The 23,625-nt window shown below is 72.7% G+C and carries 16 protein-coding genes and 1 pseudogene; 11 read left to right on the top strand and 6 right to left on the bottom strand.

Features of this window, described 5'->3' with window-relative positions; genetic code table 11:
• The first annotated feature begins 5 nt into the window (after nt 1-5).
• The 6 genes from O7631_RS29385 to O7631_RS29360 all read left to right on the top strand — a co-directional run bounded on the left by O7631_RS29385 (nt 6) and on the right by O7631_RS29360 (nt 7,488).
• Nucleotides 6-3,374 carry an error-prone DNA polymerase gene (locus O7631_RS29385; protein ID WP_278147241.1) on the top strand — a complete coding sequence of 1,123 codons (3,369 nt, stop codon included), beginning with the start codon at nt 6-8 and terminating at the stop codon, nt 3,372-3,374.
• 88 nt (nt 3,375-3,462) lie between these two features.
• Nucleotides 3,463-3,645 (top strand): hypothetical protein, encoded by a 183-nt coding sequence (locus tag O7631_RS29380; RefSeq protein ID WP_145779714.1) that lies wholly within the window; start codon nt 3,463-3,465, stop codon nt 3,643-3,645.
• A gap of 65 nt (nt 3,646-3,710) precedes the next feature.
• Nucleotides 3,711-4,487 (top strand): methyltransferase domain-containing protein, encoded by a 777-nt coding sequence (locus O7631_RS29375; RefSeq protein ID WP_278147240.1) that lies wholly within the window; start codon nt 3,711-3,713, stop codon nt 4,485-4,487.
• Complete coding sequence (locus tag O7631_RS29370) at nt 4,484-5,650, top strand: nucleotide pyrophosphatase/phosphodiesterase family protein (protein WP_278147239.1); 1,167 nt, start codon at nt 4,484-4,486, stop codon at nt 5,648-5,650. Before O7631_RS29375 ends, O7631_RS29370 begins: the two co-directional genes overlap by 4 nt.
• Nucleotides 5,651-5,712: 62 nt before the next feature.
• Nucleotides 5,713-6,972, top strand: a complete 1,260-nt coding sequence (locus tag O7631_RS29365; RefSeq protein WP_278147238.1) for a DNA polymerase IV — start codon at nt 5,713-5,715, stop codon at nt 6,970-6,972.
• Nucleotides 6,973-7,089: 117 nt separating this feature from the next.
• Nucleotides 7,090-7,488, top strand: coding sequence for a DUF3040 domain-containing protein (locus O7631_RS29360; RefSeq protein ID WP_030334542.1), 399 nt, complete (start codon nt 7,090-7,092; stop codon nt 7,486-7,488).
• Between the two features lie 280 nt (nt 7,489-7,768).
• Here O7631_RS29360 and O7631_RS29355 read toward each other — a convergent pair whose 3' ends face one another.
• From O7631_RS29355 to O7631_RS29345, 3 genes are read right to left on the bottom strand one after another with little or no spacing between them, the layout of a single operon-like run.
• Entirely contained in the window at nt 7,769-10,237 is a 2,469-nt protein-coding gene (locus O7631_RS29355) for a DUF3488 and transglutaminase-like domain-containing protein (RefSeq protein WP_278147237.1), read from the bottom strand.
• 16 nt (nt 10,238-10,253) lie between these two features.
• The gene (locus O7631_RS29350; RefSeq protein ID WP_269683066.1) at nt 10,254-11,552 is read right to left on the bottom strand and encodes a DUF58 domain-containing protein; all 1,299 of its coding nucleotides are present in this window, start codon (nt 11,550-11,552) and stop codon (nt 10,254-10,256) included.
• A 1-nt stretch (nt 11,553) separates the two neighbouring features.
• Nucleotides 11,554-12,606, bottom strand: a complete 1,053-nt coding sequence (locus O7631_RS29345; protein ID WP_053658073.1) for a MoxR family ATPase — start codon at nt 12,604-12,606, stop codon at nt 11,554-11,556.
• Between the two features lie 403 nt (nt 12,607-13,009).
• Here O7631_RS29345 and leuS point away from each other — a divergent pair, with 403 nt between their 5' ends.
• Nucleotides 13,010-15,850, top strand: coding sequence for a leucine--tRNA ligase (gene leuS / locus O7631_RS29340; RefSeq protein ID WP_278147235.1), 2,841 nt, complete (start codon nt 13,010-13,012; stop codon nt 15,848-15,850).
• A 183-nt stretch (nt 15,851-16,033) separates the two neighbouring features.
• On the opposite strand, the gene O7631_RS29335 is transcribed toward leuS, so the two are convergent.
• Genes O7631_RS29335 through O7631_RS29325 form a run of 3 tightly spaced genes read right to left on the bottom strand, consistent with a single transcriptional unit; the run spans nt 16,034 to nt 18,670 of the window.
• Nucleotides 16,034-16,717 carry a VTT domain-containing protein gene (locus O7631_RS29335; RefSeq protein WP_145779721.1) on the bottom strand — a complete coding sequence of 228 codons (684 nt, stop codon included), beginning with the start codon at nt 16,715-16,717 and terminating at the stop codon, nt 16,034-16,036.
• The gene (locus O7631_RS29330) at nt 16,714-17,433 is read right to left on the bottom strand and encodes a glutamine amidotransferase (protein ID WP_278147233.1); all 720 of its coding nucleotides are present in this window, start codon (nt 17,431-17,433) and stop codon (nt 16,714-16,716) included. Before O7631_RS29330 ends, O7631_RS29335 begins: the two co-directional genes overlap by 4 nt.
• Nucleotides 17,423-18,670, bottom strand: coding sequence for a MurT ligase domain-containing protein (locus O7631_RS29325; RefSeq protein ID WP_269683818.1), 1,248 nt, complete (start codon nt 18,668-18,670; stop codon nt 17,423-17,425). Before O7631_RS29325 ends, O7631_RS29330 begins: the two co-directional genes overlap by 11 nt.
• Before the next feature lie 355 nt (nt 18,671-19,025).
• On the opposite strand from O7631_RS29325, the gene mraZ reads away from it, so the two are divergent.
• From mraZ to O7631_RS29305, 4 genes and pseudogenes are all read left to right on the top strand, one after another.
• Complete coding sequence (gene mraZ / locus O7631_RS29320) at nt 19,026-19,457, top strand: division/cell wall cluster transcriptional repressor MraZ (protein ID WP_030488958.1); 432 nt, start codon at nt 19,026-19,028, stop codon at nt 19,455-19,457.
• A gap of 204 nt (nt 19,458-19,661) precedes the next feature.
• A pseudogene (gene rsmH / locus O7631_RS29315) lies at nt 19,662-20,771 on the top strand (16S rRNA (cytosine(1402)-N(4))-methyltransferase RsmH).
• Entirely contained in the window at nt 20,761-21,366 is a 606-nt protein-coding gene (locus O7631_RS29310; protein WP_278147232.1) for a hypothetical protein, read from the top strand. The pseudogene rsmH and the gene O7631_RS29310 overlap by 11 nt, the downstream one beginning before the upstream one ends.
• A gap of 3 nt (nt 21,367-21,369) precedes the next feature.
• Nucleotides 21,370-23,577 carry a penicillin-binding transpeptidase domain-containing protein gene (locus O7631_RS29305; RefSeq protein ID WP_278147231.1) on the top strand — a complete coding sequence of 736 codons (2,208 nt, stop codon included), beginning with the start codon at nt 21,370-21,372 and terminating at the stop codon, nt 23,575-23,577.
• The last annotated feature ends 48 nt before the right edge of the window (nt 23,578-23,625 follow it).

Genomic DNA, 23,625 nt, shown 5'->3' with positions numbered 1-23,625 from the left:
GCCCGATGAGCTTCCACAACCCGAAGATGCCCTGGTCGGAGCTGGAACGGGTGCTCTCCGGCCGGGCCGACGACAAGCGGGGGAGCCGGGGCGAGCGGCACCTGCACGTGGTGGACCCGCTCGCAGTGGACGCCGACGGCGGCGATTCCCCGGCCTGGAGCCGCCGCCGCGAGCAGTACCAGCCGCCGGAGCTGACCCGCCCCGACGGCGTGGTGCCCTACGCGGAGCTGCACGCGCACACCAACTTCAGCTTCCTCGACGGTGCCAGTCACCCCGAGGAGCTGGCCGAGGAGGCGGCCCGACTGGGGCTCACCGCGCTCGCCGTCACCGACCACGACGGTTTCTACGGCGTGGTCCGCTTCGCCGAGGCGGCCCGCACGCTGGGCCTGCGGACCGTCTTCGGCGCGGAGCTGTCCCTCGGGCTTCCCGGTCCGCAGAACGGCGAGCCCGACCCGCACGGCTCGCACCTGCTGGTGCTCGCGCACGGCCACGAGGGGTACGCCCGACTGGCCGCCACCATCGCCCGCGCCCAGTTGCGCGGCGGGGAGAAGGGCCGTCCGGTCTACGGGGACTTGGAGGAGGTCGCCGCCGAGCTGAAAGACCACGTGCTGGTGTTGACCGGCTGCCGCAAGGGGCACGTGCCGGGTGCGCTGCTCACCGAGGGGGTGGACGCGGCGGCCCGTGAACTGGACCGGCTGACCGCGCTCTTCGGCGCGGAGACGGTGGCGGTGGAGCTGACCGACCACGGCCACCCGGTCGACGCCGACCGCAACGACGCGCTCGCCGACCTGGCCGCCGCGGCCGGGCTGCCGACGGTGGCCAGCAACAACGTGCACTACGCCAGCCCCGGCCGGCGGCGGTTGGCCACCACCGTCGCCGCCGTCCGGGCCCGGCGCAGCCTGGACGAGATCGACGGCTGGCTGCCTGCGGCGGCCACCGCCCACCTACGCAGCGGCGCGGAGATGGCGGCCCGCTTCGCCGCGTACCCGGGTGCTGTGGCGCGAGCCGCCGAGTTCGGCGCCGAGTTGGCCTTCGACCTGCAACTGGTCGCGCCGCAGCTGCCGGCGTACCCGGTGCCGCCCGGGCACACGGAGATGAGCTGGCTGCGGAAGCTGACCGCCGACGGGGCACGCGAGCGTTACGGCCCTCCGCAGGCGCACCCGACGGCGTACGCGCAACTCGACCACGAACTGAACATGATCGAGGAGCTGGGTTTCCCGGGCTACTTCCTGGTGGTCTACGACATCGTCACGTTCTGCCGCGAGCAGGACATCTACTGCCAGGGTCGGGGATCGGCGGCCAACTCGGCGGTCTGCTACGCGCTGCGGATCACCAATGTGGACGCGGTCCGGCACCGGCTGCTCTTCGAGCGGTTCCTCGCTCCGGAACGGGACGGCCCACCCGACATCGACGTGGACATCGAGTCCGACCGTCGGGAGGAGGTGATCCAGCACGTCTACACCCGTTACGGCCGGGAGCACGCCGCCCAGGTCGCCAACGTCATCTCCTACCGCCCCCGGTCGGCGGTGCGGGACGTGGCCAAGGCGTTCGGCTACTCGCCGGGGCAGCAGGACGCCTGGAGCAAGCAGATCGACAGGTGGGGTTCGGTCGCCACCGTCGACGTCGAGAACATCCCCGAGCAGGTGGTGGAGTACGCCAACGAGTTGCAGACGTTCCCCCGGCACCTGGGCATCCACTCGGGCGGCATGGTGATCTGCGACCGTCCGGTGATCGAGGTCTGCCCGGTGGAGTGGGGGCGGATGCCCGGGCGCAGCGTGCTCCAGTGGGACAAGGACGACTGCGCGGCGGTCGGGCTGGTCAAGTTCGACCTGCTCGGCCTGGGCATGCTCTCCGCGCTGCACTACGGCTACGACATGATCGGGTCTCGGCTCGACCTCGGTGACATGACGCTGGACGACCCGGAGGTCTACGACATGCTCTGCCGGGCCGACTCGGTCGGGGTGTTCCAGGTGGAGAGCCGTGCCCAGATGGCCACCCTGCCCCGGCTCAAGCCCCGCGAGTTCTACGACCTGGTGGTGGAGGTGGCACTGATCCGGCCGGGTCCCATCCAGGGCGGTTCGGTGCACCCGTTCATCCGGCGCAAGAACGGCCAGGAGGCGGTGACCTTCGCGCATCCGCTGATGCGTAACGCGCTGGAGAAGACCCTGGGTGTGCCGCTGTTCCAGGAGCAGTTGATGCAGCTCGCCATCGACCTGGCCGGCTTCGACGCGGCCGAGGCCGACCAGTTGCGCCGGGCGATGGGCGCCAAACGGTCGGTCGAGCGGATGAGCCGGATCGCCGACCGGCTCTACGCCGGGATGGCCGAGCGGGGCATCACCGGTGAGTTGGCCGATGACGTCTACCGCAAGCTCACCGCGTTCGCCAGCTACGGCTTCCCGGAGAGCCACGCGATGAGTTTCGCCTACCTGGTCTACGCCAGCTCCTGGCTCAAGCGTTACCACCCGGCGGCGTTCCTGGCGGCGCTGCTCAACGCCCAGCCGATGGGGTTCTACTCCCCGCAGACCCTGGCCGACGACGCCCGCCGGCACGGTGTGGAGGTCCGTCGTCCGGACATCAACGCCAGCGCGGCGTCGGCGGTGCTGGAGTCCACCCCGGACACCCGGTGGGGCAGCGGGCCGGGGGAGCCGCCGCACGCCTGGGGGCTGGGCGGCCCCGCCGTCCGGCTCGGGCTGTCCAGCGTACGGACCCTCGGCGCCGACGTTGCCGAACGGATCGAGGCCGAACGGGACGCCGGTGGGCCGTACCGGGACATGCCCGATCTGGCCCGGCGGGTCGGTCTCACCGCCGCGCAGTTGGAGGCCCTGGCCACCGCGGACGCCTTCGCCTGTTTCGGGTTGACCCGGCGGGAGGCGTTGTGGGCCGCCGGGGCGGCGGCGCAGGACCGGCCGGGCCGGTTGCCCGGCACGGTGACCGGCGCGGCGGCGCCCACGCTGCCCGGGATGGAGGCGGTGGACCGGCTGGTCGCCGACGTGTGGGCCACCGGGTTGTCGCCGGAGAGCCACCCGGCCCGGTTCATCCGGGGTCAGCTCGACGTGCTCGGCGCGGTGCCGATCGCCCGACTCGGTCGGGTGGAGCCGGGTCAGCGGATCCGGGTCGGTGGCATCGTCACCCACCGGCAACGCCCTGCCACAGCGGGTGGCGTCACCTTCCTCAACCTGGAGGACGAGACGGGGATGCTCAACGTCACCTGTTCGCCGGGGCTGTGGCAGCGCTACCGGCGGGTGGCCCGGACCAGCGCCGCGCTGGTGGTCAGGGGGCAGCTGCAGCGGCACGAAGGGGTGACCAACCTGGTGGCCGACCGGTTGGACGCCATCGAGCCACCGGTCAGTCCCGCATCCCGTGACTTCCGCTGATCGAGTGATCCACATTACGGTTTCCGGCGGCGGTGGGCGGGAGACTCGTCCCCGAGCGGGCAGAGTGGCCCGTGATCCGTGAGGGGGAATGACAGTGATGGGGAACCACGCGTACACCGGTGGAATCGCGAACGCCCGGCGGACCCGGCTGGGTGCGACCTGGGTGCCGTCGCACCTCGCCGACCCTCGCGAGTACGAGGTGACCAACGGGCCGGTGGCCAACGAGCGCCGGTCCCGGGCGGAGGACGAGGTCGAGGGCACCGAGTCCTGACCGACCCGGCACTGCGGACCGAGCGGGCGGGTGGCGGGTGCGCCCGCCACACGCCCGCACCGGGAATGGACCGGGTGACTAGGCTCGACCGGGTGGAGCAGACCCGAGGCCGGTTCGCCGGGCCGCCGCTGACCCCCCGTACCGCCGTGATCTGGTCGGTGCTCCGCGCCGAACTGGACCGGCGCGGCGACGCCGAGCTCACCGTGCTGGACGTGGGCGGCGGCACCGGCGGTTTCGCCGTACCTCTGGCCCGCGCCGGGCACCGGGTCACAGTGGTCGACGCCAGCCCCGACGCGCTCGCCGCGCTCACCCGCCGGGCCGCCGAGGCCGGTGTGGCCGACCGGATCGCCGCCGTGCAGGGCGACGGCGACGCCCTCGCCGGGCTGGTCGAGCCGGCCGGCGTGGACCTGGTGCTCTGCCACGCCGTGCTCGAGGTGGTCGACGACCCCGCGCCGGTGGTGGCGGCGCTGGCCACCGCGCTGCGTCCCGGCGGCGCGGCCAGTGTGCTGGTGGCCGGCCGGGCCGCCGCCGTGCTGGGCCGGGCGATGAACGGTCACCTCGACGTCGCGGCCGCGCTGGCCACCGACCCGGCCGGTGCGGCCGGGCCGAGGGACACCCTGCGACGACGCTACGACGCCACCGGCGCCGCCGCGCTGCTCGGCGCCGCCGGGCTCGTGGTCGAGGAGATCCACGGGGTACGCGTGCTGGCCGACCTGCTGCCGGCCGCCGTCGCCGACGGGCAGCCCGCCGCCCTCGTCGAGTTGGAACGCGCGTTGGCCGCCCAGCCGCCGTACCGGGACCTGGCCGCCCAACTGCACCTGTTCGCCCGCCGGCCGGCATGAGCGAGTCGCCCGGCGTGGCGCCGCTGACGGTCCTCGGCCCGGACCACGGCGGCGGCCGTCTCGCCGACGTGCTGCCCAGCGCGCTCGCCGTGCTGGGCGTCCCCGGCTCGGCCGACCCGCTCGGGCTCGTCCCCGCCCTGGCGGGGGTACGCCGGGTCGCCGTCCTGCTGGTCGACGGGCTCGGGTGGTACCAGCTGCCGACCGCCGCGCCGTACGCGCCGACCCTCGCCGGCCTGGCCGCGACGGTGGCCCGGCCGCTCATCGCCGGCTTCCCGTCCACCACCCCGACGAGTCTGGTGTCGCTGGGCACCGGCGTCGCGCCCGGCGCGCACGGGGTGCTCGGCTTCACCGTGCGGGTGCCCGGCACCGACCGGGTGCTCACCCACACCGACTGGGCCGCCGACCCGTCGCCGTTGACCTGGCAACCGGTCACCACCCAGTTGGAGCGTGCCCGCGCCGCCGGTGTGGCGGTGACTGTGGTGAGTCGGCCGGAGTTCGGCGGCAGCGGTCTGACGGTGGCCGCCAACCGGGGAGGCGACTTCCGGGGCGCCGCCGGCGGGGAGGCGGTGGCCGCCGCCATGCTGGCCGCGCTGGCCGGCGGCGGCGGGCCGACGCTGGTCTCCGGCTACCACGCCGACCTGGACCGGTACGGGCACGTCTACGGCGTCGACTCGGAGCCCTGGCGGGTCGCCGCCACCGAGGTGGACACCCTGCTCGCCCGGCTGGTCGACGGGCTGCCGTCGGACGCGGCACTGCTGGTGACCGCCGACCACGGCCAGCTCGACGTACCCGCCGAACACCGCTTCGACCTGGACACCGACCCCCGGCTGCGCGCCGGGTTGCGGCTGGTGGCCGGTGAGGCCCGGGTCCGCTACCTGCACGCCGAGCCGGGCGCGGTCGACGACGTGGTGGCCGCCTGGTCGGAGGTGCTGGGTGACGCGGCCCGGGTCCGTACCCGCGACGAGGCGGTGGCCACCGGCTGGTTCGGTCCGGTGCCCGAGGAACACCTGGGCCGGATCGGCGACGTGGTGGTGACCTGCAACGACACGTACGCGGTCATGGCCAGCCGCACCGAGCGGCCGATGGCGTCGAAGCTGGTCGCGTACCACGGGTCGGACACCGCCGTGGAGCTGACCGTGCCGCTGCTGGTCGTCCGCGGCTGACCGGGGTGAGGTCCGGCCCACTGGTGGCTGGTGGTGTCGTACCCCCGGGTTAACCTGCCAGGATGGGCCGCAGCCAGTCGTTGCCCCGGGGCGACGATCCGCGCTTCGGGCCGGACGCCGACGACTCCGGCAGCCCGATCCTGCACGTCGACATGGACGCGTTCTTCGCCGCCGTCGAGGTGCGCCGTCGACCCGAGCTGCGCGGCCGGCCGGTGGTCGTCGGCGGCGTCGGGCCCCGAGGGGTGGTCAGCTCGGCCAGTTACGAGGCCCGCCGCTACGGGGTGCGCAGCGCGATGCCGACCAGCCAGGCCCGGGCCCGGTGCCCGCACGCGGTCTACCTGCCACCGGACTTCGCCGCCTACAGCGCCGCCTCCCGGGCGGTCATGCAGATCTTCCGGGACGTCACCCCGCTGGTCGAGCCGCTCTCCCTCGACGAGGCGTTCCTCGACGTCACCGGTGCCCGCCGGCTCTTCGGCTCCCCGGCCACCATCGCCCGGCTGATCCGCCGCCGGGTCGCCGACGAGCAGGCTCTGACCTGCTCGGTCGGGGTGGCGCCGACCAAGTTCGTGGCCAAACTGGGCTCCACCCGCGCCAAACCGGACGGCCTGCTGGTCGTGCCGCCGGGGCAGGTGCTCGACTTCCTGCACCCGCTGCCGGTGGACGCGCTGTGGGGGGTGGGGGAGCGCGCCGCCGAGGCGCTGCGCCGGCTCGGCCTGTCCACCGTCGGCGACCTCGCCGAGGCGCCGGTGGGCATGCTGCGCCGGGCGGTCGGTGCGACCTCGGCGGCGCACCTGCACGAGCTGGCCTGGGGACGTGACCCACGCGGGGTCAGCCCGGAGCACGTCGAGAAGTCGATCGGCGCTGAGGTGACCTTCGACGTCGACGTGGCCGACCCGTTGGAGATCCGCCGAGCGCTGCTCGCGCTGAGCGCGAAGGTCGGCGTCCGGTTACGCGGTTCCGGGCAGGTCGGGCGCACCGTGGCGCTGAAGGTCCGGCTGGCGGACTTCCGCACCGTCAGCCGCTCCCGCACCCTCGACGTGCCCACCGACACCGCCCGGGAGATGTTCGACACGGTCTGGGCGCTCTACACCGCATTGGACCCGGGCGAGCGGATCCGGCTCGTCGGCGTCCGGGTCGAAGGGCTCGCCTCGGCGCAGGGCGCACCCCGGCAGCTCACTCTCGGCGCACCCGAGCGTGGCTGGCGCGAGGCGGAGGCTGCCGCGGACGCCGCCGCTGCCCGTTTCGGGCGGTCCGTCATAGGTCCGGCCAGTCTGATGGGCGACGCTGATGCCCGTCGAAAGGAAAATCCACCCCACCCATAGGTCGTCCCGCTTTCCGACGCGCGACCCCCCTCGTAGACTTGCGGGTAAGCAGCCGGATGGCTGCCACGGTCTGTCGGCCCGAGTGGGCCCGACTCAACGTGACCGGGGAGGAGTGCCGTGCCGCTCTCGGAGCACGAGCAGCGGCTGTTCGAGCAGATCGAGCGGTCGCTTGCCGAGGACCCCAAATTCGCCTCGGCCGTGCGCGCCAGCGATCCGCGCTTCCACGCGCGGCGTCGCCTGCTCGTCGCCGCCGGCGTCATCATCGCTGGCTTGGCGCTACTGGTCTATGGCGCGGTGATCAAGACTCCACCGCTGGCGGTGGCAGGCTTCGTCGTCATGCTGGCGTCGGCCGCGTTCGCGGTGCAGTCGCACCGGCGGGCGCAGTCACCGGACCTGCACGTGGTGGGCGGCACGACGAGTCGTCGTCGCCCCCGCGGTGGCCGATCCGGTCGCCGGTCGTCGATCCTGGACCGCATGGAGGACAGGTGGCGGCAGCGCCCGGAGGGACACCGGTGAGTCGACCCCGCCGCTGAGGCGGGTCGTACGCCGCGACGAGCAGGTCGCCGGGCATCGTCCCCGGCGACCCTTGTCGTGTCCGTGCGCGCCCGCGCCGCTCTCGCCGCGCCGGCGTGATGATCGACTCCACATCGGCGAGGTGGGGGCATCCTGCTGGCCACGCACCCCCATATCGCCGGCCTGGAGTCGACCAAGGGTCAGGGGTGCGACGGGCAGGCGGATTCAGGGTGGGGGGGGCGACAGCGGTCTGCCGCCGCCCCCGAACCTGGACGGACGTTCGTCAGCGGGCCGCCCGGTCGGCCAGCAGCCGCCGGGGGTTCCAGCGCAACAGTTGGTACCGGGCTCGCCCGGTCAGCGCCACCATCCGGCTGGAGGAGTCCGCGAAGCCGGTCCTCCACCGCAGCAGCACCGACGGTGGTAGCACCGCGGCGAGGAGACGGGTCCGTCGGTCCGCCCGCGCGGCGAGCGCCCCACGGACCGTGCGGAGAGCCGGCGACAACCGCTCACCGGTCAGCGGATCCCGCGCGTAGCGGGCCCGCTCCTCCGCCCGGCCGAGCAACTGTGCCGACTCCACCGCTGCGGCGTCGTCGAGCGTGTCCCGAACGAGCCGATCCGCAGTCGCCCTGGGCGTTTCCGTGAGGTCCACCGGAACCCGGAAGTCCACCAGAGTGTCGAGCAACTCCGCCCAGGCGGCGTGTGCGTCGGCGCGGGCACGGTCGGCGTCCACGGTGACCACCACCGCACGGGCACCAGGCTCGGTGCCGTCGTCGACAACGGTGGCGGCCGGCGAGGCGCTCGCACTCCCGCCCCGTCGGCGCCGCAGCGCGAGCCGGCGCAGAGCAGGCACCGCGAGGAGAGCCAGCAGGGCCAACAGCCCCGCCGCCCACCACGGCCAGACCGGCGGCTGATCCTCGGGGGTCGTGCCGCCGGCGGAGAACCCCTCGTCGATCTCCCGGTCGGCGTTGTCCGGGCCGGCCGGCCCAGCCGACGCCTCGGGACCGGCCGGGGTGTCCGTGACACCGGTGCCCGGCGTCGTCGGCTCCGGCGCGTCAGTGTCCGGTGCCCAGGCGGATCGGGTGGAGCCGGGCACCCCGTACGCCGGGGTGGCGTCGAAGGGCACCCAACCGACACCGTCGAAGAAGACCTCGGTCCACGCGTGCAGGTTGAGGTTGGTCAGGGTGATCGTGTCACCGTCGCGGTTACTGCCGTTGGTGAACCCGAACGCCACCCGCGCCGGGATGCCGGCAGCCCGGACCAGCCAGGCCATCGACGCCGCGTACTGCTGGCAGTAGCCGACCTTGTTGGTCAGGAAGTTGACGATGTCCTGCCCGCTGCTGCCGCTCTCGGTGCTGAGCCGGTACTTGAAACCGTTGTCCGCCGAGAAGTGCGAGTAGATGGCCAGCACCCGGTCGTAGTCGGTGCGCTTGCCCTGGATCAGCCCCGCGACCAGCTCATCCACCTCGGGCACCCGGTCGGGGGTGGCGGTCATCTGCCGACGTACCGGGTGCTCCGCCGGAAGCGTCGGCGCGGCCCGCAGCACCGCCGGAGTGTACGTCGAGCGGACGTAGTCGAAGGAGTACTTGCGGCCCCGGGAGTTCTCCCGGTTGGAGAAGACGATCTGCTGGTTGGGGTCGTACAGCCAGTTGCCGCTGAGGTCCTCGGTGCGCACCGGCTCGGCGTACACCGGCATCAGCGCCATGCTCAGGCTCTTGGTGACCTCGACCGTCGCCCGGTAGGTGGTGCGCTGCACGCCTCGGGCGGCCCGGTCGGCCGGGTCCGGCAGGTCCCGGTTGGCCGGCCGGCCGCTCGGGCTGCGCGCCAGGAAACCAGCCGGACGCAGTTCGTCGGCGACCGCGTAGCGCAGGTAGAACGGGTTGGCCTCGTTGGTGGTGACCTTGACCATGTCGAACACCTGGGACTGGTTGAGCTGGCCGGCGAGCGACGCGAACAGGTCGATCCGACCCGACGTGCCGCCCGAACCGTTCCCGGTCCCGGTGCCGTTCCCCGACCCCCGGCTGATGCTGTCGAGCATCCCACCGGTCATACCCGGCACCGCCAGGGGCAGGACCACCGCCACGGCCACCCCGATCACCGCGAGCCGGCGGCCGGCGGACGCCAGCGGCGAGGCCTCCCACACGTCGACGTCGCGGCCGTCACCGGTGAACCGCCGCCCGAAGCGGCGGACGCGGTCGACGTTGTCGGTGACCAGCAGCCAGAGGTAACCGGCGGCACCCACCACGAACGGCACCGCGGGGACGCTGTCCACGTAGACGGCGACCGGCACCGAGTAGATGGCGAGCATCGGCAGCCCGGCCAGCGCGGGCCGGCGCAGCCCGACGGCCAGGACGTCGACGAGCACTGCCACCCCGGCGACGCCGAGCACGGTGATGAACAGCAACGGGTCGGTGTCGGGAACCTCGACGCCGTACGAGCGCATGTCCTCGGCGGACCCGGCGACCAGCTCGCTGAAGTGCGCGAACGTGCCCGGCGTGGGCAGGAAGGCGAGCAGCTCCGAGCCGCTGGGGAACAGCCAGGTCAGGGCGAGGGTCAGGCCGGCGAGCATGCCCAGCACCTGACCCCACAGCGGTGCTCGGGCGAGCCTGGTCAACGCGGCCACCCCGGCCACCACCGCGACCGCGATGATGGACTCGATCAGCCACGTCCAACTCTCGAAGATGGCGGACAGCGGCGCGGCCGCCAACACTGTCGCCGCGGCCGCCACCACGCCGATGTTGCGACTGGCGTTCATGAGGGGAACCTTCCGTTCATCGCACGCCGCCGGCCACCGTCTCGGCCAGTGCGGCGCGCAGGGCGAAGCCCTGGGAACCCCGACCGGCCTGCGGCCACAACGCGGGCAGTCGGCTGCCGTGGTCGACCCCGACCACCCGCCAGCCGCTGCGCACCATGGCGAGGACAGCGGTGCCGTGCGCGTGCTCCGCCTCGGCCCGGGCCTTCTCCGGCAGGTTGAGCCAGGTCGAGCTGTTCAGTAGGAACCCGACACAGGTGGCGCCGTTGCCGCGCAGCCCGGCGAGCAGCTCGGCCTCGGCCACGCTCACCGTGCCGAACAGACCGATGATCAGACCGCCGTCGGAGCGTTGGCGGACCCGTTGCACGAGGTCGGTCACCTCGGCGCGTTGATCCAGCCGGACCTCCGCGAGGTGGTCGAGCAGCGTCCCGTCACCGCCGGCCTCCGAGGCGTCCACGTCCGCACCGGAGCCGGTGACCAGGCGCAACTTGTAACCGGCCTGGCGCAGGTGGACGGCGATGCTCGCGGCGGCGGAGACGGACCACTCGAAGCTGGCCGTCGGCCCCTCGCCGCGGTGGCCGTAGGCGCGGGTGTCCAGGACGACGGTGGCCCGACTCTCCCAGGGCTGCTCCTCGCGGCGCACCATCAGCTCGCCGGTGCGGGCGGTGGACTTCCAGTGCACCCGCCGCAGGTCGTCGCCGCGCCGGTACTCCCGGGTCGCCGCGTCGTCCTCGCCGTGCACCGCCACCGACCGGGCCCGGCTGTCGCCGCTGCCCGCGTACTCCCCGGGGAGCCGGACCGACGGCAGTGGGGTGACCTGCGGGATGACCGTCAGGTGGTCGGTGCTGGGGAAGGACCTGGTGAGCTCGCACAGGCCGAACGGGTCGGTCATCCGGACCACCAGCGGGCCCACGTCGTAACGACCCCGCACGTCGGCCCGCACCGTGTACGCCACGGAGGTGGCCTGGTGCGCGCCGAGCCGCTCCAACACCACCCGGGGCCGGCTGCCCAGCGCGTAGGGCAGCCGGTCCTCCAGGAGGAGGGTGCCGGTCGGCAGCCGGGAGAGGTTCTGCAGGCGCAGCACCACCCGGGAGTTGGCGCCGACCGGAACCCGGTGCGGGTCCAGTGAACGGTTGCAGGCCAGCTTGTAGCGGCTGCGCCCGACGTAGGCCGCGGCCAGCAACGGCAGGATGCCCAACAGCACCGCCACCCGCAGCAGGTCCTTCTCGCCCAGGATGCCGGCCGAGATCGCCGCCGCGAGCGCAGCCGCGAGGAAGGAGCGCCCGCGGGTGGTCAGCCCGCGCAGCCCGGCACGCACGTCACGGCCTCCGCGGCTCGTAGGGCGCGCGACCGTTGCCGGTGGCGGGCCGGGTGTCGTACGGGTTGCGCTGCCGGTCGTGCGGCAGGGGAAGGCGGTGCACCAGCTCGGAGACGATCGCGTCGGTGGTGCGTCGGGCGAGCTGCGCGTCGGCCGTCGGGATGATCCGGTGCGCGAGCACCGGCACCGCCAGGGCCTGCAGGTCGTCGGGGAGGACGTAGTCGCGACCCTCCAGGGCGGCGACCGCCCGGGCGGTGCGCAGCAGTTGCAGGGTCGCCCGGGGGGAGGCGCCGAGCCGCAGGTCGGGAGCCTCGCGGGTGGCGGTGACCAGGTCGATCGCGTACTGCTTGACGGCGTCCGCGACGTGCACCTGGCGGACGGTGGAGATGAGCTGGCGGACGATGTTCGCGTCCGACACCGGGCGCAGCTCGTGCAGCGGGTCGGTGGCGCCGTGCCCGTCGAGCATCGCCAGCTCGGCGCTGACGTCCGGGTAGCCCATCGCGATCCGGGCGGTGAAACGGTCGCGCTGCGCCTCGGGGAGCGGGTACGTCCCCTCCATCTCGATCGGGTTCTGGGTGGCGATGACCATGAACGGCGTCTGCAGCTGGTAGGTCACGCCGTCGACGGTGACCTGCCGTTCCTCCATGCACTCCAGCAACGCCGACTGGGTCTTCGGCGAGGCCCGGTTGATCTCGTCACCGACGACCAGGTTGGCGAACACGGCACCGGGGCGGAACTCGAAGTCGTGCGTCTCCTGGTTGTAGACGCTGACGCCGGTGACGTCGCTGGGCAGCAGGTCGGGAGTGAACTGGATCCGCCGTACGGTGCAGTCGATGGACCGCGCCAAGGCCTTGGCCAGCTTGGTCTTGCCGACACCCGGGACGTCTTCGATAAGGAGGTGACCCTCGGCGAGCAGGACGGCCAGGGCGAGCCGCACGGTGGCGGTCTTACCCTCGATGACCTGCTCGATGTTGGCCACGATGGCCTCGCTGGCGGCGCGGAACTCGTCGTGCGGCAGTAGGCCGCCCACCTCGTCCCAGGTCTGTTGTGTCACGGGCCTCCTCCTCGTCGCCGTCACGGCAGCTCTGACTAGAGCACCTGGACCCGCCGTTGGGTTCGCGACGTCGAGCCTCGTTTGCCGCAGGAATCTCACTGGTCTCTCAGGCTAACCATGTTTGTCGTTATCGCCGACCCCCGCAGGTAGTCCGTCGGTTACGCACCGAATATCCGCCATCCCGGGGGACGGGGCTCGGCCCGCCCGGGGGCCGGCACGCCGAACCGTGGGCGAGGTACACTGCGGGACATGGCCGGAGTCTTCCTGCTTCTTACCGGGCCGTGCTGATGCGCTGAACGCAGCGACAGCACGGCGGCCCCTCCTGCGCGAGGGGCTTTTTTGTGCCCGCCGCCGGCCCGGCCCGGTGGCGCCGAGACGAAGCGAAGCGAAGCGAGGAGAGACGATGAGTGAGGCAGCCGCACCGGCGGGCGACATTCCCCCGTTCCGGTACACCGCGGCCCTGGCCGACGAGATCGAGATCCGTTGGCAGGACACCTGGGCGCGCGAAGGCACCTTCCACGCACCGAACCCGACCGGCCCGCTGGCCGACCCGACCCACCCCCGCGCCGGCGCGGAGAAGCTGTACGTGCTGGACATGTTCCCGTACCCGTCCGGCGCCGGCCTGCACGTCGGTCACCCGCTGGGTTACATCGGCACCGACTGCTACGCCCGCTACCAGCGGATGGCCGGCCGCAACGTGCTGCACGCGATGGGCTTCGACGCGTTCGGCCTGCCCGCCGAGCAGTACGCGGTGCAGACCGGTACCCACCCCAGGACCACCACGGTGGCGAACATCGAGCGGTACAAGGCGCAGCTGCGTCGACTGGGCCTGGCGCACGACGAGCGCCGTTCGGTGGCGACCATCGACACCGACTTCTACCGCTGGACCCAGTGGATCTTCCTGCAGATCTTCAACTCCTGGTACGACAGCGACGCCGGCCGGGCCCGCCCGATCGCCGAGCTGATCGCCGAGTTCGAGGGCGGCAACCGGCCCACCCCGGACGGCCGGGCCTGGGCCGAGCTGAGCGTCGCCGAGCGCCGCCAGGTCGTCGACGACCACCGCCTGGCGTACGTGTCGCACGCCCCGGTGAACTGGTGCCCGGGGCTGGGCACCGTGCTGGCCAACGAGGAGGTCACCGCCGACGGCCGGTCCGAGCGGGGCAACTTCCCGGTCTTCAAGCGCAACCTGAAGCAGTGGATGATGCGCATCACCGCGTACGGTGACCGGCTGCTGGACGACCTGGACAGCCTGGACTGGCCCGAGCCGATCAAGCTGATGCAGCGCAACTGGATCGGCCGCTCCCAGGGCGCGCACATCGACTTCCCGACCGCCGCCGCGCCCGTCCGGGTGTTCACCACCCGCCCGGACACCATCTTCGGGGCCACCTACGTGGTGCTGGCACCCGAGCACGAGCTGGTCGACGTGCTGGCGCCGGCCGCCTGGCCGGACGGCACGCGCGACGCCTGGACCGGCGGGCACACCAGCCCTCGGACGGCAATCGAGGCGTACCGCAAGGCGGCGGCGGCCAAGACCGACGTCGAGCGGCAGTCCGACACCAAGGAGAAGACCGGCGTCTTCATCGGCGCGTACGCCACCAACCCGGTCACCGGTGGGCAGATCCCGATCTTCGTGGCCGACTACGTGCTGGCCGGCTACGGCACCGGCGCGATCATGGCGGTGCCGGCCCAGGACGAGCGGGACTTCGCGTTCGCCGAGGTCTTCGAGCTGCCCATCGTGCGTACCGTGCAGCCGGCGGAGGGCTTCGACCGCAAGGCGTACACCGGTGACGGTCCGGCGATCAACAGCGCCGCGCCCGAGCGCGGCCTGGACCTGAACGGGCTGGGAATCGCCGACGCCAAGGCGGCGGTCATCGCCTGGCTGGAGGCGAACGGGCACGGCACCGGCGCTGTCACCTACCGGCTGCGCGACTGGCTGTTCTCCCGGCAGCGTTACTGGGGCGAGCCGTTCCCCATCGTCTACGACGAGACCGGCGCGGCCATCGCCCTGCCCGAGGAGATGCTGCCGGTCGAGCTGCCGGAGGTGGACGACTTCTCGCCGAGGACGTTCGCCGCCGACGACGCGGACAGCAACCCGGAGACCCCGCTGTCGCGGCGGCGGGACTGGGTCGAGGTCGAGCTGGACCTGGGTGACGGGCCGAAGCGCTACACCCGCGAGACCAACGTGATGCCGCAGTGGGCCGGCTCCTGCTGGTACGAGATGCGCTACCTGGACCCGACCAACAGCGACCGGTTCGTCGACGCCGAGAACGAGCGCTACTGGATGGGTCCGCGCGCCGACGGCGACTGCGGCGGCACCGACCTGTACGTCGGTGGCGCCGAGCACGCCGTGCTGCACCTGCTGTACGCGCGTTTCTGGCACAAGGTGCTGTTCGACCTGGGCCACGTGTCGTCGTTCGAGCCGTTCCGCAAGCTGTTCAACCAGGGCATGATCCAGGCGTACGCGTACACCGACTCGCGCGGCAGCTACGTGCAGGCGGAGGACGTGGTCGAGCGCGACGGCGCGTACTACCTGGAAGACCTGGTGGTCAACCGCGAGTACGGCAAGATGGGCAAGTCACTGAAGAACGTGGTGACCCCCGACGACATGTGCGCCGCGTACGGCGCGGACACCTTCCGGGTGTACGAGATGTCGATGGGCCCGCTGGAGGTGTCCCGCCCCTGGGAGACCCGGGCGGTGGTCGGGTCGTACCGGTTCCTGCAGCGGGTGTGGCGGGTTGTCGTCGACGAGCAGACCGGCGCGCTGCGGATCACCGAGGACCCAGCCGACGAGGCGACCCGTCGACTGCTGCACAAGGTGATCGACGGCGTCCGTGGCGACATGGACGGCATCCGGTTCAACACCGCGATCGCCAAGCTGATCCAGCTGACCAACGGGCTGACCGGTCTGTCGGCCACGCCCCGCGAGGTGGCCGAGCCGCTGGTGCTGATGGTGGCGCCGTTCGCCCCGCACATGGCCGAGGAGCTGTGGCGCAAGCTGGGTCACGACACCTCGCTGACGTACGCGGACTTCCCGACCGCCGACCCGGCGCTGCTGGTGGCCGACACGGTGACCTATCCGGTGCAGGTCAACGGCAAGGTCCGTGGCCGCATCGAGGTCGCCGCCGACGCCTCCGAGGAGACCGTCCGGGCGGCTGCCCTGGACGCGGTGGCCGCGACGCTGGCCGGCAAGGAGCCCCGCAAGGTCATCGTCGTCCAGGGCCGAATGGTCTCCGTCGTCGCCTGAGCCCCTCCGCCAGCGCGACGTCTGCGGAGCCGGTGGCGGTTCTGAGCCTGATGCCGCAGTGGAATCTAGATTCCACTGCGGCATCACGCTCTCCGGGGCGTCCGCCTCGGGGCGGGGCGGGTCAGGCGGCCAGTCCCGCCGGTCAGTGGTTCCTCGACGGGGTCGTCGGGCGAGTCGGCATGGTCAGACCGGCATCCGCCGGCGGCGGCGTTCGGCGCGCCACCACTGGTGGACGAGCACCACGCTGGCGATCAGGCCGAGGCTGGCCGGGGCTGCGGCGTACCAGTTGATCTCGCCGGGGGAGCTGACCGCGGCGCCGATCGCCGCGTAGCCGAACGCGGTCGGCGCGGACGCGATGACGCTGCCCGCCAGGAACGGCAGCACGCGGGCGCCGGTCGTGCCGTACCCGTAGCTGACCAGACCGAAGCCGGCGATCGGCAGCAGGCGGACGGTGACGACACCGAACACGCTCTGCCGGGCGAACCAGCCGTCGAGGCGGGCCAGGCGACCACGGACCCGTTCGGCTACGAACTCCCGGCCGAGCAGCCGGCCGACGGTGAACCCGATCGCCGCGGCCACCAGGGCGGCGCCCAGGGCGTACGCGGCGCCTTCCAGCGGGCCGAAGATCGCCCCCGCGGCGAGCGTGATGAAGGTCCGGGGGACCAGCGCGACCAGCAGCAGCGCGCCGCCGAGGATCGCGGCGACCGGGGCGAGGTCGCCTAGCTTGTCGGCCAGCAGCGGAAGGTGCTCCGGATCCGGCCGGGGCACCAGGAGCAGCAGGAGCCCGCAGCCGCCGATCAGGAGCACGAGCAGGGCGAACCGGACGGCCGACGGCTGCCGAAGCAGCCGTCGGACGGCGCGGATCATGCCCGGGCGGCGGCCACTGCGGAGCGGCGCTCGTTGCGGAGCCGGTCCGACCAGGTGTCGTCGAGCGGCGGGAGCTGGTGCGCCCCGGTGGCCCACCGCAGCAGCAGGTCGGCGAGGGCCGGGTTGCGGGCGAGCGCGGGGCCGTGCGAGTAGGTGCCCAGCAGCTTGCCGCGCCACGCGCCCTCGGTGGTGCCGTCGTTGCCGATCCCGGCGGTGATCCGGGCCAGCGGGGAGACCTCGGGGCCGAGGCGGGTGCGGCCGCCGTGGTTCTCGAAACCGGTCAGCGGGGGCAGGCCCAGTCGAGGGTCGATCTCACCGGCCAGCTCACCGACGGCCCGGCTCTCGCCCCGGTCGGACTGCAGGTCGAGCAGCTCCAGCCCACGGCACTGCACGCCCTTGGCGAAGAAGGAGGTGCCGAGCAGTTGGTAGCCGGCGCAGACGCCGAACACGACCGAGCCCTGGGCGACCGCCCGGTGCAGACCGCCGTCGGCGATCAGCCTCTGCGCGCCCAACGCCTGCGGGCCGTCCTCGCCGCCCCCGACGAGGTAGATGTCGGCGGTCGAGGGCAGTTTCTGGTCGGAGCGCACCTCCACCACCTCGACCGGCATCCCCCGTTGGCGGGCCCGGCGGGCGAGGATCAGGGCATTGCCCCGGTCGCCGTAGGTGGACAGCAGGTCGGGATAGATCCAGACGATGCGCAGGCTCTCAGATGACACGGTCCAACTCCGCTCGGATGTCCTGGAACGCGGTGTAGTTCGCGATGACCTCCAGCCGCCCGGGCGGGACCGACCGGATGGCGTCCTCGAACGTGCGGACGTGCTGGAAGGGCACGTCGTTGACGTCCAATCGAACCGCCAGGTCGTATGCCCGGTCACCGGTGATCAACACCTGCCGGCCGCGCAGCGGGGCGAAGTCGACGTCGAAGAGCCAGGACGTGTCGAGGCCGTCGGGGTCGCGCGCGTTGATGGAGAGCAGGGTCGGCGCGTTGTCGGCCATGTCGAACGCCTCCAGCCAGCTGGCCGGATTCTTGGCCAGCAGCAGCCGGACGTTGCGCCCGTCCTTGTCGACCTGCGCGTAACGACCGGCGACCGAGGTGACGATGCCGAGGCGGGACACCGCGTCGACCGGACGGACACCGAACTCGGCGGCCACGGCCAGCGCGGTCGCCGCGTTGCCGACGTTGACCTTCCCGGGCAGTTGCAGGGAGACCTTGTGCCAGGCACCGGTGGGGTCGAGGACCCCCTCGTCCTCGACGACCCACTGCGGTTCCGGCCGGCGCAGCGGACAGCCGGTGCACCACCACTGGTCGCCGGAGCGCGCGATGGTGGAGCCGCACTCCGGGCAGACCCAGGAGTCGTCGTGCCAGCGCTGACCGGCGCTGAACCAGGTCACGTGCGGCGGGTTGATGCCGCGGGCGGGGTCGCCCGGCGGCGTTGCCGCCCAGACCACCATCGGGTCGTCGGCGTTGGCCACCACCCGGACGTCGGTGTGCCGGACCAGGGCGGCGCGCCAGAGCTGCGCCATCATGGCGACCTCCTTGGCGCGGTCCAGCTGGTCGCGGGAGAGGTTGAGCAGCGCGACCACGTGCGGCTCGGTCGCCTCCAGCACCTGGGCGAGGTAGTGCTCGTCGACCTCCAGCACCGCGTACGGGGTGCTGCCGGCCTTGGCCAGCGCCGAGGTGTGCCCGGTGGGCATGTTGGCGCCGAACGAGTTGGTGGCGACCCGGCCGAGCACGCCGACCGCGGCGGATGTCAGCCGGGTGGTGGTGGTCTTGCCGTTGGTGCCGGAGACGAGCGCGATCGCACGTCCGGCCGACAGGTGGGCCAGCAGGTCCGGGTCGATCTTCAGGCCGATCCAGCCACCGATCACCGAACCGTCGCCACGGCCGGCCGCCCTGGAGAGCGCCGCGGCGGTCCGTGACACGGAGCTGGCCACCTTGGCCCGTAGGGGCATTTTCGCGTCCGTCACGCGAGCGAGGTTACCGGACCGCCCGCCCCGCCAGATCGCCGCCGACGGTGAACCGTTCGGCCGTGGCGGCTGTGCGGGCGGCCGGTCGGGACTCCGCCGGACGGAGTCGATCTATGTCGGAAAGCGGACCACGCCGGAGGGGCGCGACGGCCCTCCACTCCGCTCCACCCCCTGTGACGTGCGGTTTTGCCGCCGGATCGGGCGCGCCACGCGGGCGAATCTGGTTGCGGGTGGAGGGAAGTGGAGTAGAGTGGGGACCAATGGTGAGGCCGGGAGGGCTCACCGGCCCGGGGGGTCAGCGGCGCCGCGAACGCCGCTCAGGGGCAAGGGGGGTAGGGCCGTGTTTCTCGGCACCCACACTCCGCGCCTTGACGAAAAGGGCCGGCTGATCCTTCCGGCCAAGTTCCGAGATGAGCTGGCGGGGGGTGTTGTGGTCACCAAAGGGCAGGAGCGCTGCCTCTACGTCTTCCCCACCCCTGAGTTCCAGCGGATCGCGGAGCAGTTGCGCGCGCAGCCGATGACACACAAGGCGGCCCGGGCCTACAGCCGGGTCTTCTTCGCCAGCGCGCACGACGAGGTTCCGGACAAGCAGGGTCGGGTGACCATCCCCGCTCACCTCCGGGCGTACGCCGCTCTGGACCGCGAGTTGGTGGTGATCGGCGCGAGCACGCGGGTGGAGATCTGGGACAAGGTCGCCTGGGAGACCTACCTCGCCGAGAGCGAAGACGACTTCGCCGACATCGAGGAGGGGGTGCTGCCCGGCGGTCTGTAGGGCGGAACGGCGCCCGACGTACTGCGAGATCTCCAGCCGCTTTCGAGTTCCTGGCATCCCTTCCCCGGTGCCAGGCGCACGATCCAGTCATCGGCGCGAGTCCGGTGTCAGGCGGGAGCGGATGGGGATCTGGCGGTACGACGGCAGCGCCGTCCGACGACAGGCGCACGAGAAGAACGGACGTTTCAACCAGTGGGGGTCAACATGGGGGAGTTGCGCGGCACGCACGTGCCGGTGCTGCTCGAGCGGTGTCTCGAGCTGCTGGCCCCCGCGCTGGGTCGAGGCGGCCGGACGGTCCACGTCGACGCGACGCTCGGCCTGGCCGGGCATGCGGAGGCGGTGCTGGAGGCACACCCGGAGACGGTCCTGATCGGGCTCGACCGGGACACCGAGGCGCTCGCCCACGCACGGGTCCGACTGGCTCGGTTCGCCGATCGGGTGCATCTGGAGCACGCCGTCTACGACGAGTTGCCGGATGTACTGGACCGGCTGGGCTATCCGGGCATCGACGGGATCCTGTTCGATCTGGGTGTCTCGTCGTTGCAGTTGGACGCGCCCGACCGCGGGTTCGCGTACGCCCAGGACGCGCCACTGGACATGCGGATGGACCAGACCCGGGGGGTGACCGCCGAGGAGGTGGTCAACACCTACGCGCATCCGGACCTGGCTCGGGTGCTGCGGGTCTACGGCGAGGAGAAGTTCGCCGGCCGGATCGCCTCGGCGATCCTGCGGGAGCGGGAGCGCGGCCGGATCACCTCCTCCGCGCGGTTGGCGGAGCTGGTGCGGGAGTCGATTCCGGCACCAGCCCGACGAACGGGCGGACACCCGGCAAAGAGAACGTTTCAGGCTTTACGGATCGAGGTAAACAGAGAACTGGCAGCGCTGGAGACAGCGTTGCCATCCGCGCTCGACGCACTGACCGTGGGCGGTCGCATGGTGGTCCTGTCCTACCACTCGCTGGAGGACCGGCTCACCAAGGCGGCGCTCGCGGACCGGGTCCGCAGTAAGGGCCCGGTCGACCTCCCGGTCGAGCTTCCCGGGTCGGGTCCGACGTTCCGGCTGCTCAGCCGGGGCGCCGAACTTCCCGGGGAGGCGGAGGTCGCCGCGAACCCGCGGGCCGCGTCAGTGCGGCTGCGGGCAGCGGAACGACTCGACCCGAACGCGACTGAGCAGGGGCGGACCGACCGCGAACGGTCTCGCCGACGGGTGAAGGGAATGCACCAACCGGGCACGGGGTCCGGCTGATCCGTGGGGGGTCAGCGGCACCGGGACGGCAGAGGGACGGACGTTGAGGGGGAGGGACATGAGCATTGACAAGCGCGACCGCCGGGGCGTCACCGGCGGCGAGCAGCGCGCACCGCGGTCGGGGGGCCGGACCGCGGCGGAGCGGGCTCCGCGCCTCGGAAACGGTACGCCACGCATCGATCGAGTGAACCGGCAGGGGGAGACTCGCGCCCGGGGGGCGCGCGAGTTTCCCACCCAGGGCACCGCTGCGCTGCGGCCGGTCGAGAAGGCCGGTGCCGCCACCAGCGCGCGGCCGCCCCGGCTGCGGGTGGCACCACCACCGCCGGTGTCGGTGCCGCGTGCGCCGTTCGCGGCGCTGATCGTGGTGCTGGTGGTCGGTGGGGTGCTGGGCATCCTGGCGGTCAACACCAAGATCAATGAAAACGCGTTCCGGTTGGAGCGGTTGCAGCAGCAGCAGGCTCGACTGGACCTGGAGAAGCAGCAACTGGACAAGCAGATCGCCGAAGCCGAGGCACCGGGCAACCTGACCGCCGAGGCACGGCGGCTGGGCCTGGTCGACGCCGGCGAGCCGGGCTACATCCGGCTCCCCGACGGCAAGACGCTGGAGGTGCCGCAGCCGGCGACCGGCCAGCCGTCGGTGACCAGCCAGGGTGCGGGAGGCTGACCAGTGCCGCCGAGATCGGACGAGCCGCGCCGGGACCCGAAGGGGGCCCGGCGCGGTTCTTCGCGTGACGCCAGCCCCGCCGACGACGAGTCGCGCGGCAGCGAGCCCGGCATCGGGGGCATCTCGGGTGCTCGCGCGTACACCCCGAGGGGTCGGACGGTCCGCGACGAGCGCGGCACGCCGGCCCGCGGCGGCGGCGCCGAACAGCGTCGTACGCCGCGCAGCACCCGCTCCGGCGACCCGTTCCGGCCAGCCCTGCAGGTGCTCGACGGAGGCCGGGCCGCCGCCCGTTCCGGCCGGCGCGACGCCCCGGCCGCCGGTCGCGGCGGCGTCGTGCGGACCGTCTCCCCGCGTGTCCCCCGTGCGCCGGGCGTCGACGAACCCGCGCCGCGCCGCCGCACCACCCCGCGTGCGCCGCGCCGCGCCGACCGGCCGGTGGCTCGTCGCCCCTCCCGCAAGCCGCCGCGCCCCCCGAAGCTGGCCGACTCCCGGCTACGGCTGCGGCTGGGCACCGCGCTCGCCCTGACGTTGTTCGCCGGCATCGGAATCCGGCTGGTGTTCCTCCAGGCGGTCGACGCACCGGCGTACGCCGGCGGCGGCGTCGTCGACCGCCTCCACACTGTCGAGCTGCCCGCCCCGCGGGGCGCGATCTACGACAGCACCGGCGCGCCGCTGGCCCGCAGCGTCGAGGCGCGGTACGTGTACGCCGACCCGACCGAGGTGAAGGATCCGGCGGACACCGCGAGGGCGCTCTCCCCGCTGCTCGGCATCCCCGCGTCGAAGCTCGTCGACCTCATGAAGCCCCGGAAGCTGGAGAGCGGCAAGACGTCCACGTTCGCATACCTGGCGCGAGGCGTGGAGATCGCGACCGCCAAGCGGGTGCAGGCGCTGGAGCTACCCGGCATCGGAGTGCACCGTGACGAACGTCGCGACGTGCCCGGTGGCGACCTGGCGGCCAACCTGATCGGCTTCACCAGCCAGGACATGGCCGGGCTGGAAGGGCTGGAGGCCCGCTACGAGGACGTGCTCGCCGGCCAGGACGGCAAGCGGGTGTACGAGGCCGGCCTGGGTGACCTGGCCGCGCCGATCCCGGGCGGCTACAGCCGGACCACGGTCGCCAAGCCCGGCAGCTCGCTGGCCCTCACCATCGACCGTGACCTTCAATTCCGCACCCAGCAGATCCTCAGCGCGGGAATGGCCAAGGCGCGGGGCGGCACCGGCGCGGCCGTGATCATCGAGATCCCCTCGGGTGCGGTGCTGGCCCAGGCCAGCAATCCCACCTACAGCGCGGCGAAGCCGTTCCCGAGCGACCCGGTCGCCCGGGAGGACGCGGCGACCAGCTTCGTCGTCGACCCCGGGTCGATCCACAAGGCGATCACCTTCGGCGCTGCGTTGCAGGAGGGCGTCATCACCCCGGACACCGCGCTGCCCATCGCCAACAGCATCAAGAAGGGCGACACCTGGTTCTCCGACACCCATCCGGCCAACGGCAAGCGGATGAGCGTACCGGGGATGCTCGCCTACTCGTCGAACGTCGGCACGATCACCATCGCCGACAAGCTCGGCCGGGACCGGTTGATCGACTACCAGAAGCGGTTCGGGCTGGGTAAGCCCACCGGTGAGGGGATGCCGGGGGAGGCCAGCGGGCGGCTGCTACCGGCCGACGAGTGGAGCGATTCGTCGGAAGGGTCGGTGCCGATCGGCCACAGCGTCGACGCCACCCCGTTGCAGATGGCCGCCGCGTACGCCGCCATCGCGAACAACGGCACGTACGTGCAGCCGCACCTGGTCAAGGAGGTGATCGGCCCCGACGGCAAGCGCACCCCCGCGCCGGCGCCGGTGACCCGGTCGGTGCTCAGCCCGCAGAACGCGGCGGCGCTGCGCACCATGCTGGAGGCCGTCACCACTGTCGACCGGGCCACCGGCCTGACCGCCGCCGTCCCCGGTTACCGCGTCGCGGGCAAGACCGGCACCGGGTGGCGACTGGTGGACGGCAAGAAGCAGCCCGGCGAGGTGTCCTCGTTCATCGGGATGGCCCCCGCCGAGAACCCCCGGTACGTGATCGCGGTCTTCGCGTACGACCCCGGTGGTGGGGGCGCGGCGATCGCGGGGCCGGCGTTCCGCGACATGATGCAGTTCACTCTGCGTCACTACCGGGTTCCACCCTCCGCCGGCGGTTCCGCGCCCAAGTTCACCGTCTATCCGCGCTGAGCAGCGACGGCGGGACATCATCGGTGAGTGCCGACGAACCACCGGGGC

The sequence above is a fragment of the Micromonospora sp. WMMD967 genome, from assembly GCF_029626165.1.
Taxonomy (GTDB): Bacteria; Actinomycetota; Actinomycetes; order Mycobacteriales; family Micromonosporaceae; genus Micromonospora; species Micromonospora taraxaci.
Note: the sequence above shows the minus strand (reverse complement) of the source record. Positions and strands in the feature narration are given on the sequence as shown.